Here is an 18,164-nt window from a genome sequence, read left to right on the forward strand (position 1 = left end):
TCTATAATTTATATCTTTTTTTCATAGATTGCATAAATTTGGCGTAACTGGTAAATTATTCGCCTATCGGGAAGAAAAATTCTATTTGGAATCGATTTGAAGTTTTATGAATTTGATATTTCCCATGATTACGCTGTGTGATATCTTCTATAATAGATAATCCCCAACCATCATGTCCCTGTTTTTTATAACCAGGTTGATAGTCATTTTCACAACTGATATATAATTTTTGATATCGTTGTTTCATCATAAGATGTATTTTGGGATGATCAATTGGAAAGGAAGCCTCTACTGCATTTTTTAAGATATTAATACAAAGCGTGGATATATCATAATCAGAAATAGAAAGTTTTAAAAAATGATCACAATCATAGGTGATGTCTATTTGTGGATAATTATAATGATAATAAGATAGTACACTGTCAATCGCAATTATGGTAGTATATTCTTCTAAACGTATAGATGATATTTGATTACTCATATCCATAAGCTGTTGGTGTAATGCTTCATATTCCTGATTTTTTTCTAATAGATATAATATTTCCAGCCTTGCTAGTAAATCATGTTTCTGCTTATGGAAATTATTCATTTCCTGTTTTTGTTTATCCATATATTGTTGCTGGATTGAAATTGTTTGTTCAATTGTTTGAAGCTTTAAAGAATCTAGGTGTAACTGGTTCAGATATTTTATAAGATACAAAATCGACGCGTATAAACAACTTAATAAAACAGTTAATACAATGGATGGATAATCAAAAATCATATAGGAACTAAGTGCGTATATTGTCGTTAATATGATGATAATGATTTTTGAAATGTGTAATGTCGTAAGATATGAAATCTCCCATAAAATAAGTAACAGATAAATACCTTCTATTATTAGAATCTGAAAATATATGGATACTGGAATACAGGTAATACAAAGGTATACAAGATTCCTTGAAACAGATAGTATTAAGGTATAATATAAGGCTTCTTTCCATGATATTCTATAGAAAAACAAGAATAGTATCAAATATAATAATCCAATGAAAAGAGTTGTGTCAAACCATATATATTTTCTTAATATCACAAAGGCAAAGCTTGCAATCAGACAATATCCCAGTTGCGTATCTGGTATTTTACGTCTTGTTTCATAATAAGAAGAGATTGCATGTCCAATGACCACCATATCAATAAATAGTATGATAATCATAAATACAGATCGATTCATCGATATATCTCCTTAAGAAAATTATTCTTTTCATTTCTTGAAATAAATAAGGTTTCCTCTATACATTCTAATCGAACGGTGGAATTATTCACTTCTTTTACATATGCTTTATGTATGGCTTGGGATTGATTGATTTTGATAAATTGATCACTTAGAGAAATAAATTTAGATAGTGTCATATTCATAATCCGCATGGTTCTTTTATTTCTTAAATGAATGAGAAACGTTTTGTTGTTAACTTCTCCATAAAGGATATGTGACAACAAAATATCCATATATCCGTCTTCTGTATGTAAGTGTAAACTAATGTGATGCTGCTTGATTTGATACATATATTCCACAAGGTGTTCTTCTAATTCTTGATTTTTTAAGACAAAACCAATCGCCATAGGACAATATCCTAACATAGCTGTTTCTTCATGAGAGGTTACATAGCAGACATAACAATTTTTTGACGTGATGTTCTTTGCTATTTCATAACCTTTTTCATCTATAAGGTCCATATCAAGGAATACACCTTCAAATTCTTCTTGTTTTTCCAAAAAAGCTTTTCCTGTGGAAAACATTATAAAATGATCATGAGGGAAATGCTTTTTCAAGGTGATACTAATCCAATTACGTATTTTTTCTTCATCATCCACAATTGCAAAATTCATAAGTACTCCCACCTTTATTAAAAATATCATAACATATTCATTTGAAATAGTAAATTTGAAAAAGTTTTATACTTGTAAATCTTATTTTCACCTCATACTTAAGTTTTATGTCAGTATGAGGTGAAAATCAATCATTTTATACAAAAAAAGAGATCTTATCGATCCCGTATTTCATTTATCTTATCCACAATTGCCTGTGCTAGCTTTGCATGATCTTCTTTTTCCATATGCATACCATCTATAGAACTTGCTTTCGCAAACTTTGAAGCATCCATAAAATCACAATCATATGCATCTGCGATATCCTTCAAATACTTCGCAAGCTGCGTACTTTTTTCATATTCTTCTTTTCCATAATCAAACCATGAACCTTCTAACTCTCCGATTTCTTCATGTAAATGAATGGGTGATACCAGCAAGATTTTAGGTACTGGATATTTCTCATTCAGATATGGATTTTTAATCATACGAATCAGAACTTTCGCACCTCTAGAAATTGCTTCTGCTGATAATTGGAACTGATGTTTTAAATCATTGGTACCAAGCATGATCACAATCAAATCCAAAGGCATATGTGATTTCAATAAATATGGCAATGCTGCCTCTCCACTTGCATAATCACAATAAGGATCATGCAATACAAAGGTACGGCCATTTAAACCCTCTTCTATAATTTCATCATCTGGTAGTTTTTGTTTTAAGATACCAGTAAATCGTTCATCAGAATCATAACGCAAGCCGTTATCCGGGCGATATCCCCATGTATTGGAATCCCCAAAACACATAATTCTCATAAGTTTCACATCCTTGTTGTTCATATATATTATGCATCACTTTATATATTATAACACAGTCATTCTCCAACAGAAAAAAGAACCACATTTCTGTGATTCTTCAAGTGTTATTTCTTAGCACTTTTCTTATGCATACCTGGAATACCTGCTTTGGTCATTTCATTGATATCCAATACTTCTTCCAGTTTTTCTTTTGTCATTAAGTTATGTTCCAAAATCAATTCTTTTAATTTACGATTTTCTTTTAATGCCTGTTTTGCAATCTTGCTGGCATTTGCATAACCGATATGTGGCGCAAGTGCTGTTGCTGTTCCTAAAGAGTTTTCCATGACTTCACGGCAGTGTTCTTTATTTGCCACGATTCCTACAATACAGTTATCTCTTAAGGTATAACATGCATGTGTTAATAAATCGATAGACTGGAACAGGTTAAAGAATAATACTGGCTCAAATACGTTTAATTCCATCTGTCCTGCTTCTGCGGCTTTGGTGATGGTAATGTCGTTTCCAAATACCTGGAAACATACCTGGTTACATACTTCAGGAATAACCGGGTTGACTTTACCTGGCATGATAGAACTGCCCGGCTGACGTGGTGGAAGCATGATTTCTGAAAGTCCTGTCTTTGGTCCTGATGCCATTAAACGAAGGTCATTACACATTTTAGACAAGTTGACACAGAATGTTTTTAATGCTCCATGAGCAAATACGAATGGATCGACATTTCTTGTTCCATCGATCAAATCTTTAGCACTAGTCAATTCAATCTGTGAGATTTCTGATAGATAACGTACGGCAATTTTCTTGTAACGTTCATCCGTATTAATACCTGTACCTACTGCAGTCGCACCGATATTAATACTCTTTAAGTTCATAAATGCTGTACGGATTCTTCTGATATCACGGACTAATGCAGTCGCAAATGCATGGAATTCCTGTCCCATACGGATAGGTACGGCATCTTGTAAGTGAGTTCTTCCAAGTTTGATAACATCATTGAATTCCAAGCTTTTATCTAGTAAAGACTCTTCTAATAAAGTAATTTCTTCAATCAGACCATCTACCAGAAATAAACATGTTAATTTACCGGCAGTTGGAAATACGTCATTTGTGGATTGTCCAAAGTTTACATTGTCATTTGGATGGATATAGTCATATGTGCCAAGTGGTTTGCCCGCAAGCTGCGCTGCACGATTTGCGATTACCTCATTGGCATTCATATTGGTACTTGTTCCTGCACCACCTTGGATAACATCTGTCACAAACCATTGATTCAGTTTCCCCTCAATTACCTCATCACAGGCCTGTACGATATATTTACATTTTTCATCATCCAGATGTCCACACTCATTGTTGGCAAGCGCACATGCTTTTTTTACCATACCCAATGATTTTACCATCATAGGATGTGTTTTTTGATATGTAATTGGAAAGTTTCTTGTTGCACGTACTGTCTGCACACCATATAAGGCATCAATCGGTACTTCAACTTCTCCCAATGAATCTCTTTCAATACGATATAGTTGTTTTTCTTCCATATGTGATTCCTCCTCGATACTATCTTACACCTAATCGTCAGAGAAACACAGAAATCTTTTTCCTAAGAGAGTGTAAGTTTTTACTGTTTTTTTCCTAAGTGTTAGGAACTTTGAATTTTGTAATAATTTTAGTCCATGCAGGTAAATTCTTTCATTTAGATCCCTTGTTTTCAATACATTTCACAAGGTATCGATAATAAATATTTAAAAAATCCTGATTTTTGGCGGTTTTTTACATTTTTCGTTTTGATTCGTTTATAATTAATACAAGAAGTGTTATCTTATTGTGACTTTCTCATATATATGTTTGTTTATATGACGAATGACTGATCATAAGATATATTTATTCTTTATGTCACTTCGAAAATACCAACTGGTATTTTTTCATGTAGTATCTACCTCCACATTCACTATTATGATTTTTATAACGTTTATGTGTACGTATAAGCAACTACCTGTATCAAACGGGAGAATGGAGGATTTATGAAACCTGAATTTAATGAAATTGGAATTGAATATGAAGAATTAATGGGGCGCTTTGCGAATAATGCGTCCATGGCAAATCGTTTCTTAAAAGCTTTTTTGAATGATCAAACATTTATACAGTTACAACAGCATTACACTAATCATGATCAGGAAGAATTAATGAAAGATATACATACGTTAAAGGGGTTATCTGGTAATTTAAGTATGATGCAGCTTTATCATATCACGAATACATGGTTATGCGATTTACGCAGCAATAATCTTCAAACAAGTGAACAATATTATCAACAGTGCCTGAAAGAATATACAAACATTACGCAGGGATTAAAAGAAATATTCAGTGAATAGCACCATGAAGAAGAATATAATTTTAATTGTTGATGATATTGCTATCAATCGTGACATACTGCGTATGGCCTTTGAAGAGAAATATGAAATCATGGAAGCAGAGAATGGATTAGAAGCATTAGAAATTATTAAACATTATAAAGATCGTTTATTAGCGGTTCTTTTAGATATCATCATGCCAAAAATGGATGGTTTTGAAGTAATGCATGAATTAAATCGTTTAAAGCTGATGGATACTATTCCTGTTTTTTTGATTACCTCTGAAAGTGATCCTACTTTTCTTCAAAAGGGATTTGACTTAGGTGCTGTGGATGTTATCACAAAACCTTTTGCGATTTTATTTATTAAACGAAGAATTGAAAACATCATTGAATTATATCGCCATCGTTATTCTCTACAGAAGATTGTGAACCAGCAGATTCATCGTATCCAGCGACAAGAGCGTGAATTATATGAAGCAACCAGATCCATTATCAACACGTTATCCACAGCAATTGAATTTCGTGATTGTGAATCTGGAGATCATGTATATCGTATCCGTGATATCACCTGTGCTTTACTGGAAGAACTCGTAAAAAATAATGAATATCATTTTTCCAGCCAGCAAATCGAATTGATTGGAGATGCATCGGTTATGCATGATGTTGGAAAGATTTCCACACCTGACTATATATTGAATAAACCTGGCAAATTGACACAGGAAGAATTTGAAATTATGAAGCAGCATACCATTCAGGGATGTGAATTGTTGAAAAGTATAAATCAGTTAAGAAACAGTGATCTATATGAGTATTGTTACGACATCTGCCGACATCATCATGAACGCTATGATGGAAAAGGATATCCGGATGGCTTAAAGGGTGATGAGATATCTTTATGGGCACAGATTGTTTCCATTGCGGATGTATTTGATGCGCTGATCTCTAAGCGTGTATATAAACCGGCTTATTGTTTTGAGGAAACAATGAAGCTGATCAATGAGGGAGAATGTGGTATGTTTAACCCTTTGTTACTGAAATATTTCAACAATATCGCCTATGATATTTATCAAAAGTATTATGCAAAGGCAGGTATGACGCATGAAGAAAAATAGACGTATCGTTTTCATTGCGATAATTTCCTTTACCATAGTGATTATACTCATGGGATTTACCATTATCAATATCAAGGATAAAATGGATAATAACGCCATTGATCTTACTCAGAATCTATTAGACAACATGTCAGATAAAATTGCCACTTATCATGAAAAAGATGAAGATTTTATCAAGCAAAACAGTACAAAATTTAAGAATTTAAACCATGCGGAGATCGTGCATGAATTAAACACGATTGTAGAACACCATGATTATTTAAATGCGATATATTTAAAAGATGGAGTAGGTGTTGACGCAAATGGTAAATCCATTACTTATGAACAACTTCCTTATCATGATTTTAAAACTGATGAACAGGCTATTTCTCCTGCTATCAACGGACCTTATGGCGTATGGGAAATGGTATATCAAATGCCTTGTGATGATCAGGCAATGCTGTATGTAGAAATCCCGTTCTCTCATTATTCACAGGGCAATGATTTGACCTTCTATAATAAATATGGCTTTGCGGCACTTATCGACGCAAGCTCTAAGAAAATCGTATTGACTTCTAAAACGCCAAATGTCATCTGGAATTATATGCAGGATGCCAATGAACTGTTATCTGAAGTAGGTTTTGATGAAGATACCCAGAAAAAGATTTATGAAAACATAAACAATGATGAATCTATTATTATCAAAGGCAATGTACAGGGAGAAGAGGTTTACTTATCTTTACGTGCTGTAGAAGCCAATGCACAATGGTATCTGTGTGGTATCATACCAGTCGATGTTATTCAACAGGAATCTGGCCTTGTATTAAAGATGCTTGTCTATGTCTTTATCTGGATGATTGTTAGCTTGATGATTGTATTGTTCTTAATTGGACATGAAATTTATCATAATATCAAAAAAGAAAAGAAACGTTATGAAAAATCTCAACTAGAGAATGCGATTTATACCGCAATTGCGGAAGCCAGTGATCAATTTATCTGTCTATATGATAAAACAGAGGGAACACTGGAAAAATCCTTCTACAATCATGCTGTATTATTAGGCCTTGAACAAGATATTCTAATGAAGCAGCCGATGGTTTTCCATGAACTGTTAGACAGTTTTTCTCCTGATTTATCCAAACGTATCAAACGCAAAGAGATTATTGAAACTTGTAGCTATGAAACAAATCGTATCAACCCGATGACACATGAAAAGCAATATCTTAGATTGATTGTGAAAAACATCAGTATTGTTGGAAAGGATAAATATATTTTCTTCATCGCAGATATCAGTCATGATATCATGGTGCAGGAATCTTTGAAGATGGCAGCATTGGATGCCAAACAGGCAAATCAGGCGAAGTCTGATTTCTTATCAAAAATGAGTCATGAAATCCGTACACCGATGAATGCGATCATGGGAATGAGTGAACTTGCTTTGCATAATCTTGATCACCCGGATAAACTAAAAGATTATCTAAGAAAAATCACACAGTCCTCCACTCATTTATTAGGTTTGATCAATGATATACTGGATCTGTCAAAAATCGAAAGTGGAAAAATGGCTCTGTATGAAGAAAAATTCATATTATCCGATTGTATCAGTGAAGTATACAATATCATCAGCTTACAGGCTGAAAATAAGCATCAAAGCTTTCATATATCATCACAAAATGTTATTCATGATGCCTTATATGGAGATATGTTAAAGCTGAAACAAATATTGATCAATTTGTTGAATAATGCTGTAAAATATACTCCAGAGCAAGGACATATTGATTTAATTATCACAGAAAAGCAACATACCAATGAGCATCTATTACAATACGAATTTCAAATCATAGATGATGGCATCGGTATGAGTAAAGAATTTTTAAACCGTATCGGTCAACCATTTGAACAGGAGAAAAACCAGTTCTATGGAAAAGAAAGTGGAACCGGACTGGGCTTATCCATCGTTAAAAATATCGTTTCTATTATGGGTGGTGTGATAGACATTAAAAGTGAGCTGCAGCAAGGCACAACCATTTGTGTACAGCTTGCGTTTAAAGAATCAGAAAATGATTTCTATAAAGAAAAAGACCAGCTGGCTGGCATGCGTGTGTTCCTGGTAGATGATGATCCATTCATACTAAATGATGTCAGTGTCATTTTAAATGAATTTGGCATAGAAGTAGATACCTCCCTGTTAGGTATTGAAGCCTTCCATCAGATTGAAGATGCACATCACAGTGAACATCCTTATGATATCATCATCATTGACTGGAAACTGCCGGATATCGACGGTGTACAGCTTGCCCAATTGATACGTGAACGTATCGGCTCTAAGATTCCGATTGTATTTATCACGGCTTATGATTATAGCGAAATAGAAGAAAAAGCATATGCTGTCGGTGTCAATGATTTTATTGAAAAGCCTTTATTTAAATCTCGCTTATATTATGCCTTGATTGCGAATAAAGCACAGGATATGAAGAAGGATTATGATGATGCACTGTTAAAAGATAAACATATTTTGCTTGTGGAAGATAATGAATTGAATCTTGAAATTGCCAAAGAATTGTTGGAAATGAAACAAGTACGTGTTGATGTTGCCCATAATGGACAAGAGGCTGTAGATATATTTAACAGCCAGCCACCATTCACTTATGATGTAATTTTAATGGATATTCAGATGCCTGTGATGAATGGATATGAAGCAACGTCCATGATTCGTCAATCCAAACGTGAGGATGCCATTTGTGTACCAATCATTGCGATGAGTGCCAATACCTATGCGGATGATATACAGACATGCTTAAATAAAGGCATGAATGCACATATCGCAAAACCTATCAGTTTAGATGGAATATCTAAAACCATTATCTCATTATGGAATCAAACAAAGGACACTTCTAATGAGGAAGGGAGAAAATCATGAAAATGAAAAGAGTCTGTACGATCCTGCTATGTTTTCTTCTAATCGCCGGATGTACTTCTAATAAGCCTACAATCATTCAAAAAGAAAAAGCCAATAATACTGTCACAATTAATTTCTTGACAGGCAGTCTTAACAAAAATGTACTAAAATATATGAATGAAATCATGACCGATTTCCATAAAAAATATCCTGATATTGATGTTGCTTATGAAGGTTATCAACAAAATCAGAATACAGATAAAAAACTGGTGGATGTCATAGAAGAACGTCTGAAAAATGATGAAGCCACAGATGTAGCCTGTATGGATGTAAAAAATATCTTTGATTTTGTGGATGAAGGAAAACTGGTGGATCTAAGTGATATGCCATTTGCGAATCAAATGGTTGATATCGCCAAGAAAGATTCTACTGTAAATGGAAAAGTGTATTCTGTGCCAGCTGCTCTAGTAAGCTATTGTATGGTAATAAACATGGATATGTTAAATGATTGCGGCTTATCAAAGCCAACCAACTGGGATGAATTTTTACACTGTTGTGAAGTATTAAAACAAAAAGGATACCGCCCAATTGTTGGTACAAGGAAGTTCATGAAGCTGATCATCTATGCTGGCGGACTTTCACAGATATATTTAAGTGAACAAAGTGAGGAATACATAAAGAAACTGAATAATGGTGAAATACCGATTTCTGATTTCACAAGACCCGGCTTTGAAATGCTTCAGACATTAATAGATAAAGGCTATTTAGATCCAGAAGAAGCATTAAAATATGATCCAAGCGAGCTTTCAGATATCTACACAAAGGATGCTGGATGCTTTGCCTTCACCTATTCTTCTTATCTGAATACAGATCAATTAGACTTTAATTTCGCATTAACTGGTCTGCCTATGAAGGATGGCAATATCGCTTTAATTGCTTCTGATCGCAGAATGTCAGTTTTCTCAAAAAGCAAACATATTGAAGAATGTAAGAAATTTGTGGATTATTTTTCTGATAAGAATGTTCAGAAAAAAACCATGGAAACCTTTGGAAAGTTTCCTGCTTATACCAATGCGAATATTCCATTAGATGAACGTTTAAATGACTTACAGGAAATCATTACCCATGGCAATACCATGCTGATACAGGATTACAACCTGAAATTTGAACAATGGGCCAATCTTGATACTTTATGTGATGACTTACTTGCAGGTAAAACAGTAGATGAACAGCTGGCAGCCTTTGATGCCATCCAGCAAAAGGCTATAAAATAGCTAAAAAAAAGCCCGATTTGGGCTTTTTTTTACTTGATATCTTTGATATTTTTTATACCTTCACTATCCACATAACGGATGGTCAGCTTATCCTTTGGTTTTAAGAATACCAGCTGATTTTCATATTTTGTGCTAAAGGTAATTTTAAATACTTCATCTGTATCACTTTGGATATAATAAATCGTATTACCATCCACATTCACTGTTTGTACATTCTTAACATTTATTGTGGCATCCTTTAAAGATTCATCACTAATATCACCACTATTTCCCAGCATACTTAAAGTTTTCTTCAACAGATCATTTAAAGACTCATCACTGGAAACCGTTGTGACCTTTTGATAATCAATGGCAGATACCATCGCATACATCTTAATCAGACCATTATCCTTTAATGCCATCATATAAATTGGATTGCCTTTGACATTGATCAATAATGGGAACGTGGCTTCATATCCATAATTCTTTACTTCTGATTGTGCACTCTTCATGGCACTTATTTCATTGGCACCTGCTGTCGCAATCTTCATTGCTTCATGTGTTCGCATATTCACTAACACAAAGCCTAAATTCGACTCATCCGCATTGGCACTTGTAATACCACTGTATAGCCAGATATCTCCATTCTTTTCCAAATAGTTATATCCCTGACTTGTGACAGTTACACCATTTTGTCCAAACTTACTATTCCAATATCCACCAGTCAAAGAACCATTATCATCCAGCTCTTCAATCAATAAACTCTCTGGATAAATACGATCTGCCCAGGAAGGAATATCCTTTACTGCATATTTCGTCGTATCTCCACTGATTGGATCAAGGAATACAGCGCCTGTCACCTTTTTCTTTGTGCCTACACCTGCATACGTATAGGTTGTACAAATATACCATGGATGCCCTTTTTCATCAATCTCAAAGCTTGGAGAGCCAAAGATTTCAAATGGATAAGAGAAACGCAAATGACGCATCAGATTTTTATTCAAATACGCACTAGGCACATACTTCATACCATCTAAACCTAAGTCTTTTAATTTCACTAGTTCTGTTTTACCAGTTGTACTATCAACGGTAATATATGCAGGAATTCCTTCCTTCATATTCTTTATATATTTGATGACACCATTATACGTCAATGGTGTGACACGATATACACTGTCTTTATAAGATATCTGTGTATATTCTTCACTCACATCAAACTGTGAAACCCACTCTGTAGCATTTCCCATGACTTTATCACCTAAACGAAGACTGCTGTCACGATCAATGATCGGTGTTTTGGTAAAATCAACTTCAGGAATTTCTGTGAATGAAACATCCTGTACCTTAATACGCTGTGCATATGCTTTTGCGTGGAACACACGACTAGTCACAAAACCTGTCACACTTGGGAAAACGATCATAATCACAAGCAGAAGGATACATCCTTTACATATTTTTGACCACTTTTTCTGTTTCGTTGTATAAACACCTTGATCATATACATTCGGATTCTTTGAAAACCTCTGCCAGCCTTTAAACAACTGTACTTTCGTCTTGCTGGAAAATGCATAAACGATACAAAGGATTAAAATCGGTCCTACAGTTATCACCAAAAACTCCCAAAACTCTGGCGCATGCCAGTTTAATGCTGGAAGCATAATATAATACACAACAAATACATAAATCAGATATGGTATTGCCAGAAACGGTATACTTTTTTTCATTTTTATCACCTCAAATGGAAACTGGTTTTACTATACCATACTTTTCTATAGAATGCACCTTATATTCTTATTTAAAATATAGAATTCCTACATTTTATCATATACATTTTCATGAAATTACGATACAATTAAAGAGAACGATATGACATAAACATGATATATAGAAAGGAGCTGGTGATTATGTATCCCATTCATTCCATTGATGATGAAATAAAAAATATGATACCAAGTACACTTCATCAGTTTTATAGAATTGTTGATTTACAAACACATGATGTATACGATTACCATAATCATGAACTAATCCCTTTAGATAAAAAATGCTTCAGTATCTGGGAACAGGAGGATCCTTGTACAAACTGTACTTCTTGTCGTGCACTACTCAATGGTAAACGTATTGTGAAACTGGGATATCAGGAAAACATCATTTATCTGATTGATTCCCTGCCCATCAATATCAAGGGGAAGCCTTATGCCTTAGAACTGATACAGGATGTCAGTGACAGCTTTATGTTAAATACAGACATTACCTCAGATACCAATGATATCTGTTCCGTTGTATCTGCCTTTAATGATTTGGTCATGAAAGATACCTTTACCCTTTTATATAATAAACAATATCTGAATGAACGTCTGCCGGTATTTATCCAAAAAGCACAGGAATCACACTATCCTTTATCCTTAGCACTAATGGATATCGATCTTTTTAAGAATGTAAATGATACCTTTGGACATTTATTTGGAGATAAAGTCATCCTTGCGTTTGCACAACAGTTAAAACAGTTAATGAATCATGATACTTTCTGTGCAAGAATTGGCGGTGATGAATTTATGATCATCTTTGAAAATCGCAGTGAACAGGAAAGTGAACAGATATGTGAACAGTTAATGTGTAGTCTTTCTGATATCAGATTTGAAGAACATCCTGATTATCATTTAGCAATCAGCTATGGTATTTCTACTTTACAGGAAAATGATAGTATTGACAATTTTATCAATCGTGCAGATGAATGCATGTATGAAATGAAGAAAAATCATCATATTTTATCTCGTTAATCGAACAGATATCCACAAAGGGTATCTGTTTTTTTCATAAAGAAAAGCCCTGTGTCAACACACAGAGCCTTCATGCTTATTTATCTTACACTTGATTTCTTTTTCAACACAAATATAGCCGCAGCCAATAATACGATACCTCCAGCAATAAAGAACAATGGATGCATACTGCTTTCCATATCATTTGCGGTATCTTTGATCACTCCTGATGGCTTTGTGCCATTGCCATAATTCTTCACATGATCAATAGATGCCACCTTATCTTTTGGTACATAAACAACCGCTACCGGAGATAAATCAGGGAATGTTACTGTAATTGATTTTGTTGTCGGATCAACAGCATCCGGTATCAACAATTCCCAAATCGATCAATTCTAGTATTATTATCAGATAATGCTTTCTCTTTTTATTTATATTTTTCAATAATACAATCATGATGTTTATGCTCATCTGCATCTATTGAATAATTAATACCAACATACAGTATCTCTTTAAAATTTCTTACTCGATCTACATAGTTTTTCCTTTTAATCTGATCGATTGCTTCTTGGGCTGTCTTATTATACTTAAGTTCTAATATGATTGCTGGATATCCTTTTTTCTTTGGTGTAAACAAATAATCTACAAAACCTTTACCTGACTTATCTTCCCTTGTGACTTCATAATAATTTCTCGCATAAAGATAACATAAAGTGATTACACATGATAGACTGTTTTCATTATTATATTGTAAGAATGGTATTTCTCGATCATGCGCTTCTTCTATATATTGCGCTACTCTTTTGGCATCCAATTCGATTGTCGCATCTAATACATTTTTTGAATTATTGACGATATCTGCGACGCCTCCCATACTACTTCTTTTCAATACTGTTTGAAACTTTTCCATTAATTCATGATTTGGTATTCTCAAGAAACCATCATGATAGGACAAGAACCCAAAGACCACCATGGCGGATAATATCTCATCCCGACTGTCTAAGCGTAACTGTTCTGCACCATATCCTTCCAATTCTACTTCTATAGGAATACCTGCCACCATTTTCACAATGTCTTCTCTTACTGCATCTACATTATGTTCTATATATTCAGCTATTTCATTCATTGGCCCTGTTTCGGTCCAATAGTTAAGACAAACGCCATCTATTAATGCTGATGAAACAGATCGTGGATTAAATAAACTTGAACCATCTGATTTGTAATATCCATCATACCATTTTCTTAATGTTTCAAATGATGGCTTCGTGTATTTCTTAGTTAATTCAATAATTTCCTCTTCATTAAATCCAAAATAATCTTCATAAGTCCTATCATTCATAAAATTATATTCTTTAAACATATTCAACTCAGATCCGCCAGAGTATTTTGCGATTGGTAATACTCCTGTCATATATGCCAATTCTACGTAAGGTTGATCTTTTAATAATCCTTTTAAAAATTCTAGATAAGCTTTTTTATCCTTTTCTTGCATAAAATCTTTATAAAAGATACTGTCCCACTCATCCATAATAAAAATAAAAGAATCACTTGAGTCTAAAAACATTTGATATAAATAATCATAGCTTTTTTCTGAAAGTTTTGGATATATGTTCATCAAATCCTCTTTTATTGTTTTCATAATACTGTCAATATAAGTACGATATGAATCACAATAATCTGGCATTCTGCTAAAATCAATATAAAACACATGGTGTTTATTGATATGTTTCTCATAAGATGTTGTTTGTGCTATTTTTAAATTTTTGAACAAATCATGTGCATCATATCCTTGCGTATAATATGCGCCTAGCATTGTTGCATTCATGGTTTTACCAAATCTTCTAGGTCGTGTGATGCAGATAAAACGATTCCTTGTTCTTATAAATGAATTTAATTTATCAATCAGCAAACTTTTATCCACATATGGCTCACTTGCGATATCCATTTTAAATTGTTTCAAAGGAATATTTGTATCCAAATAATACATATATATCACCTCATCTCTTTTTATATTATAGACTATTTCATCTTCTTTTACTATGAAAAAAATACTATCTAATATTCTTTTCTTGATACCATAAACAATCCTACAATTTAAGATAATCTTATCAATGATCACACTGTCTTTTATCTTTCTTATTTGCTTCCTGCTTCTCTTGTTCTTCTATAAACTTGAATGAAAAAACATGTACATTAGGCAAAGATTTTTTAAATAAAAAAAGCCAGAACACTTTCGTTCTAGCTTTCCTTCTTCTGCATAATATTTAAAAGCTGTTTCATTAGTTCTATTACATCATGAAACTCGTATAACATCTCAAATTGTTCATTCATCACACAGCCCTGCCAATTGGAATACTGTCTTGTATCTACCATAATAATACCAGTAAACAACTTTCCATGATGCTGAATGATTTCATCATGTTTTCGTTTTTCATTTGTATGTATTTGTGCATTATAAATTTGATGTTCCTCTTCCACAAAAGAACGTTTATTTTGAAAAGCCTGTGGAAAAGCAATCTTATCCATAAATGCATCTGCCTTCAAAACCATCTGGTTAAAGTCATGAAAGACGATATCTTCTTCATCAGCGGTAGAATATAACGTACCATGCATACTGTCATTATCCATATCGTCAATACATGTCCAAAACATATTTGCGCTTAACTTTCTTATCATATCACTACCTCAGATCCATTTCTTTCAAATCACAACGAAGTCGAGCATGATACCTTGTCGCAATACGATAAAAGTTTTCTTCTATTCTTTCTAACGCAACCAATCCACCTTCATAGTCACAGGTTGGAAGCAGCATGATAAACTGTGTTGCACTATAACGAGCAATGACATCACCAGAACATAAGGATGAAACAATCGTTGCCTTTAATGTTTCCATTGTACCATCACGAAACTTACGATAAGCATTACTATCAAGTGGTAAATCCAGATTAGATTCAATCGTAATCAATCCACAATATACTGCGATTCCTAAACGCTTTGCCTGTCGCTGCTGTAAGGCATAAATTTCTTTAAATACACCATAATCACAGAAATACGCTCCATTCGTATTCTCTTTCGCATTTGCTATTTCATCCTGAATCATCGCAAGATTCATTTCTTCATTCTTGATTTCACGCATGATTTCTTTGTAAAGATTCTGCATTTCTTTTGAAGGAGTTGTGCCTAATTGTGAATATAACAGTTCACTTGTCTGTTTATAATGCTCTTTCGCCTGAGAATTCTTTCTTTGTTTAATATAAGCTTTCATTAATAAACAATGAATCGTTTCATCCAGATTCTCGTATTTCAAAGCATTAATGCACAAAATCTCCATCTTCTCATAATTCTGAACTTCTTCATATGTCTGTGCCAGTAGTTTTACGATAGATATGTACAGGCTGTGATAATAGGTCGTCTGTCGAAATATCCAGTGTTCACTAGTAAACTTTGGTAGAAAATCGCCTGTATATAACGTCAGTGCTTCTTCCAACACATCAATTTTTTTATTTACATCATCTAATAGTTTTGCTTCATTATATTTACTTTCAAATTCTTCTGCATCAATGATAACTTTTACATCATTATTCCAGGCATAGGCCCCTCTTAATGTTTTGATAAAATCATTATAGCCGAATGTCTTTTTTAATATGGTACGTAAACGGTACAACAGATTTTTTAATGCGCCAATCGGATTATCACTTTCATCTTCTCTCCACAATACATCACACAGATCATTTGCACTGATAATCGCCTTTCTGTTACACAGTATATACACAATAAGTTTCACAAGCATATTAGAATGTAAAGTTTCGTCACTTAATGTTTTGCCATCGATTTCCATCTCAAAATAGGAAAACATTTTTACATGTATAATTTTATCTTCCTCATTCATATACCTGTCACCTGTATCCTTTCTTTCCAACTTCATTTTACCATATATTTTAATTCTTGTTTTTTTGCTTTTTCAGAAATCCACATAATAATATAGCAGAATCTAACAGTTTTGAGGAGTTTTTTCCAAAAAAATTGTAAATTTCTAAGATTTCCCTCTTTTTTTTATCCAATATTTTTAAAATATCTAATTTTTACTTTTTCATTTGGTTTTATCGCATTAATAATGCATATTAAGATTAATTTATGCCTTTATTATAGCACAAACCACAATATTAATATAGTATATCTTAATCGTTTTCTATTTCAATTTTTACAAATCACAAAAACTATATTTTCATCCAATAGAAAAGGAATGTTTAATTCTCACCAAACATTCCTTTAAAATCTATTTTTTTATACCAAGTTCTTTTTTCCACTTTGCGACATGAAGCCACAATGTAATCACCATAATCAATGTAAATGTACACGTTGCTACACCAAACATTGATACTAGCCATAAGTATATATTACCCAGCATTGGTACACATAAAACAACCTTTCCAAGTAATCGTTCATATGCGACTGCAGTTGCATCCACATCATCATTATGATCTCCTTTGGTCACAAAAGATCTTTTCTTTGCATCATTGATCATTACTCTGTGTGTTGCGACACTATCATTTACCACACTCGTTTTAAATGTAATAACATCACCTTTCATGATGGATTCCGGTGATTGTGATTTCACATAGACTACACTGCCTACTGGATAATCTGGTTCCATACTATTACTTAAAATACCATAAGGTTCATAACCAAAAAGCTTCGGTACTACAAAAGGTGATACAACAAGAATCAAGGCAATCAGCATAACATAAGCAAGGATATTACAATACTTAATCTTCTTCATCATTCGATACCGCAGAATCCATGATTTTCATCAATTCCAAAGCACTACGAAAACTCGTTGTCTGATTTTTTTCAACCCATGTTAATCTACCTTGCCAGCTTTGATTTTTACAACTTTTTATCTCTACTAGAAAAGTAGGTGTATTTGTTAGATTTTCCTTTTCTATATTCTTCATTTTTTATCACCATTCCAAGTATACTTTATGATAGTAACATATTGGTAACGCCAAATATTCTGTCAAACAAATATAAGACATTTTTACTATATACTGGCTTTCAAGCTTAGTATAACACAACACTTTTCTTGAAAATCAAAAGTTTTCTTAATTCCAAAAATGAGTGATCTGATTGACCACTCATTTCTTGT

16 protein-coding genes are annotated in these 18,164 nt (G+C 33.3%); 5 read left to right on the forward strand and 11 right to left on the reverse strand.

The window, feature by feature from the left end:
* Positions 1–55 precede the first annotated feature (55 nt).
* From DW114_RS14440 to DW114_RS14455, 4 genes are all read right to left on the reverse strand, one after another.
* Positions 56–1,213 carry a GHKL domain-containing protein gene (locus DW114_RS14440; protein WP_117454445.1) on the reverse strand — a complete coding sequence of 386 codons (1,158 nt, stop codon included), beginning with the start codon at positions 1,211–1,213 and terminating at the stop codon, positions 56–58.
* On the reverse strand, positions 1,210–1,869 hold the full coding sequence (locus DW114_RS14445) for a LytR/AlgR family response regulator transcription factor (protein ID WP_158552324.1): 660 nt from the start codon (positions 1,867–1,869) through the stop codon (positions 1,210–1,212). The genes DW114_RS14440 and DW114_RS14445 overlap by 4 nt, the downstream gene beginning before the upstream one ends.
* A gap of 155 nt (positions 1,870–2,024) precedes the next feature.
* Positions 2,025–2,663, reverse strand: a complete 639-nt coding sequence (locus DW114_RS14450; protein ID WP_158552323.1) for an SGNH/GDSL hydrolase family protein — start codon at positions 2,661–2,663, stop codon at positions 2,025–2,027.
* A gap of 107 nt (positions 2,664–2,770) precedes the next feature.
* Positions 2,771–4,201 carry an aspartate ammonia-lyase gene (locus DW114_RS14455; RefSeq protein WP_117454448.1) on the reverse strand — a complete coding sequence of 477 codons (1,431 nt, stop codon included), beginning with the start codon at positions 4,199–4,201 and terminating at the stop codon, positions 2,771–2,773.
* Between the two features lie 483 nt (positions 4,202–4,684).
* Between DW114_RS14455 and DW114_RS14460 the strand changes: the two genes are divergently transcribed.
* Genes DW114_RS14460 through DW114_RS14475 form a run of 4 tightly spaced genes read left to right on the forward strand, consistent with a single transcriptional unit; the run spans position 4,685 to position 10,280 of the window.
* Positions 4,685–5,035, forward strand: coding sequence for an Hpt domain-containing protein (locus DW114_RS14460; protein WP_117454449.1), 351 nt, complete (start codon positions 4,685–4,687; stop codon positions 5,033–5,035).
* A 4-nt stretch (positions 5,036–5,039) separates the two neighbouring features.
* Positions 5,040–6,128, forward strand: a complete 1,089-nt coding sequence (locus DW114_RS14465) for an HD-GYP domain-containing protein (protein WP_117454450.1) — start codon at positions 5,040–5,042, stop codon at positions 6,126–6,128.
* Positions 6,115–9,027, forward strand: a complete 2,913-nt coding sequence (locus DW114_RS14470; RefSeq protein ID WP_117454451.1) for a response regulator — start codon at positions 6,115–6,117, stop codon at positions 9,025–9,027. Before DW114_RS14465 ends, DW114_RS14470 begins: the two co-directional genes overlap by 14 nt.
* Entirely contained in the window at positions 9,024–10,280 is a 1,257-nt protein-coding gene (locus DW114_RS14475; protein WP_117454452.1) for an ABC transporter substrate-binding protein, read from the forward strand. The genes DW114_RS14470 and DW114_RS14475 overlap by 4 nt, the downstream gene beginning before the upstream one ends.
* Before the next feature lie 29 nt (positions 10,281–10,309).
* Here DW114_RS14475 and DW114_RS14480 read toward each other — a convergent pair whose 3' ends face one another.
* A complete protein-coding gene (locus DW114_RS14480; RefSeq protein ID WP_117454453.1) occupies positions 10,310–11,983 on the reverse strand; it encodes a hypothetical protein in 1,674 nt (557 codons plus the stop codon).
* 180 nt (positions 11,984–12,163) lie between these two features.
* Here DW114_RS14480 and DW114_RS14485 point away from each other — a divergent pair, with 180 nt between their 5' ends.
* Positions 12,164–13,039, forward strand: coding sequence for a GGDEF domain-containing protein (locus tag DW114_RS14485; protein ID WP_158552322.1), 876 nt, complete (start codon positions 12,164–12,166; stop codon positions 13,037–13,039).
* 80 nt (positions 13,040–13,119) lie between these two features.
* Here the strand turns inward: DW114_RS14485 and DW114_RS14490 are convergent, their stop codons facing one another.
* The 6 genes from DW114_RS14490 to DW114_RS14515 form a co-directional block, all read right to left on the reverse strand.
* The gene (locus tag DW114_RS14490) at positions 13,120–13,395 is read right to left on the reverse strand and encodes a hypothetical protein (protein ID WP_147322647.1); all 276 of its coding nucleotides are present in this window, start codon (positions 13,393–13,395) and stop codon (positions 13,120–13,122) included.
* A 50-nt stretch (positions 13,396–13,445) separates the two neighbouring features.
* Complete coding sequence (locus DW114_RS14495; protein ID WP_147323138.1) at positions 13,446–15,005, reverse strand: AAA family ATPase; 1,560 nt, start codon at positions 15,003–15,005, stop codon at positions 13,446–13,448.
* Between the two features lie 251 nt (positions 15,006–15,256).
* Complete coding sequence (locus DW114_RS14500) at positions 15,257–15,694, reverse strand: hypothetical protein (protein WP_117454457.1); 438 nt, start codon at positions 15,692–15,694, stop codon at positions 15,257–15,259.
* A 4-nt stretch (positions 15,695–15,698) separates the two neighbouring features.
* The gene (locus DW114_RS14505) at positions 15,699–16,907 is read right to left on the reverse strand and encodes a BTAD domain-containing putative transcriptional regulator (protein ID WP_158552351.1); all 1,209 of its coding nucleotides are present in this window, start codon (positions 16,905–16,907) and stop codon (positions 15,699–15,701) included.
* 387 nt (positions 16,908–17,294) lie between these two features.
* Entirely contained in the window at positions 17,295–17,801 is a 507-nt protein-coding gene (locus DW114_RS14510) for a signal peptidase I (protein ID WP_233509542.1), read from the reverse strand.
* On the reverse strand, positions 17,785–17,973 hold the full coding sequence (locus tag DW114_RS14515) for a hypothetical protein (protein WP_117454459.1): 189 nt from the start codon (positions 17,971–17,973) through the stop codon (positions 17,785–17,787). The genes DW114_RS14510 and DW114_RS14515 overlap by 17 nt, the downstream gene beginning before the upstream one ends.
* Positions 17,974–18,164 lie beyond the last annotated feature (191 nt).

This window comes from Absiella sp. AM09-50 (genome assembly GCF_003433845.1).
Taxonomy (GTDB): Bacteria; Bacillota_I; Bacilli_A; order Erysipelotrichales; family Erysipelotrichaceae; genus Hoskinsella; species Hoskinsella hominis.

Excerpts from the sequence above, each read along its gene's own strand:
- DW114_RS14440 (WP_117454445.1), bottom strand. The coding sequence starts at position 1,213 with ATGAATCGATCTGTATTTATGATTATCATACTATTTATTGATATGGTG.
- DW114_RS14445 (WP_158552324.1), bottom strand. The coding sequence starts at position 1,869 with ATGAATTTTGCAATTGTGGATGATGAAGAAAAAATACGTAATTGGATT.
- DW114_RS14450 (WP_158552323.1), bottom strand. The coding sequence starts at position 2,663 with ATGAGAATTATGTGTTTTGGGGATTCCAATACATGGGGATATCGCCCG.
- DW114_RS14455 (WP_117454448.1), bottom strand. The coding sequence starts at position 4,201 with ATGGAAGAAAAACAACTATATCGTATTGAAAGAGATTCATTGGGAGAA.
- DW114_RS14460 (WP_117454449.1), top strand. The coding sequence starts at position 4,685 with ATGAAACCTGAATTTAATGAAATTGGAATTGAATATGAAGAATTAATG.
- DW114_RS14465 (WP_117454450.1), top strand. The coding sequence starts at position 5,040 with ATGAAGAAGAATATAATTTTAATTGTTGATGATATTGCTATCAATCGT.
- DW114_RS14470 (WP_117454451.1), top strand. The coding sequence starts at position 6,115 with ATGAAGAAAAATAGACGTATCGTTTTCATTGCGATAATTTCCTTTACC.
- DW114_RS14475 (WP_117454452.1), top strand. The coding sequence starts at position 9,024 with ATGAAAATGAAAAGAGTCTGTACGATCCTGCTATGTTTTCTTCTAATC.
- DW114_RS14480 (WP_117454453.1), bottom strand. The coding sequence starts at position 11,983 with ATGAAAAAAAGTATACCGTTTCTGGCAATACCATATCTGATTTATGTA.
- DW114_RS14485 (WP_158552322.1), top strand. The coding sequence starts at position 12,164 with ATGTATCCCATTCATTCCATTGATGATGAAATAAAAAATATGATACCA.
- DW114_RS14495 (WP_147323138.1), bottom strand. The coding sequence starts at position 15,005 with ATGTATTATTTGGATACAAATATTCCTTTGAAACAATTTAAAATGGAT.
- DW114_RS14500 (WP_117454457.1), bottom strand. The coding sequence starts at position 15,694 with ATGATAAGAAAGTTAAGCGCAAATATGTTTTGGACATGTATTGACGAT.
- DW114_RS14505 (WP_158552351.1), bottom strand. The coding sequence starts at position 16,907 with ATGAATGAGGAAGATAAAATTATACATGTAAAAATGTTTTCCTATTTT.
- DW114_RS14510 (WP_233509542.1), bottom strand. The coding sequence starts at position 17,801 with ATGATGAAGAAGATTAAGTATTGTAATATCCTTGCTTATGTTATGCTG.
- DW114_RS14515 (WP_117454459.1), bottom strand. The coding sequence starts at position 17,973 with ATGAAGAATATAGAAAAGGAAAATCTAACAAATACACCTACTTTTCTA.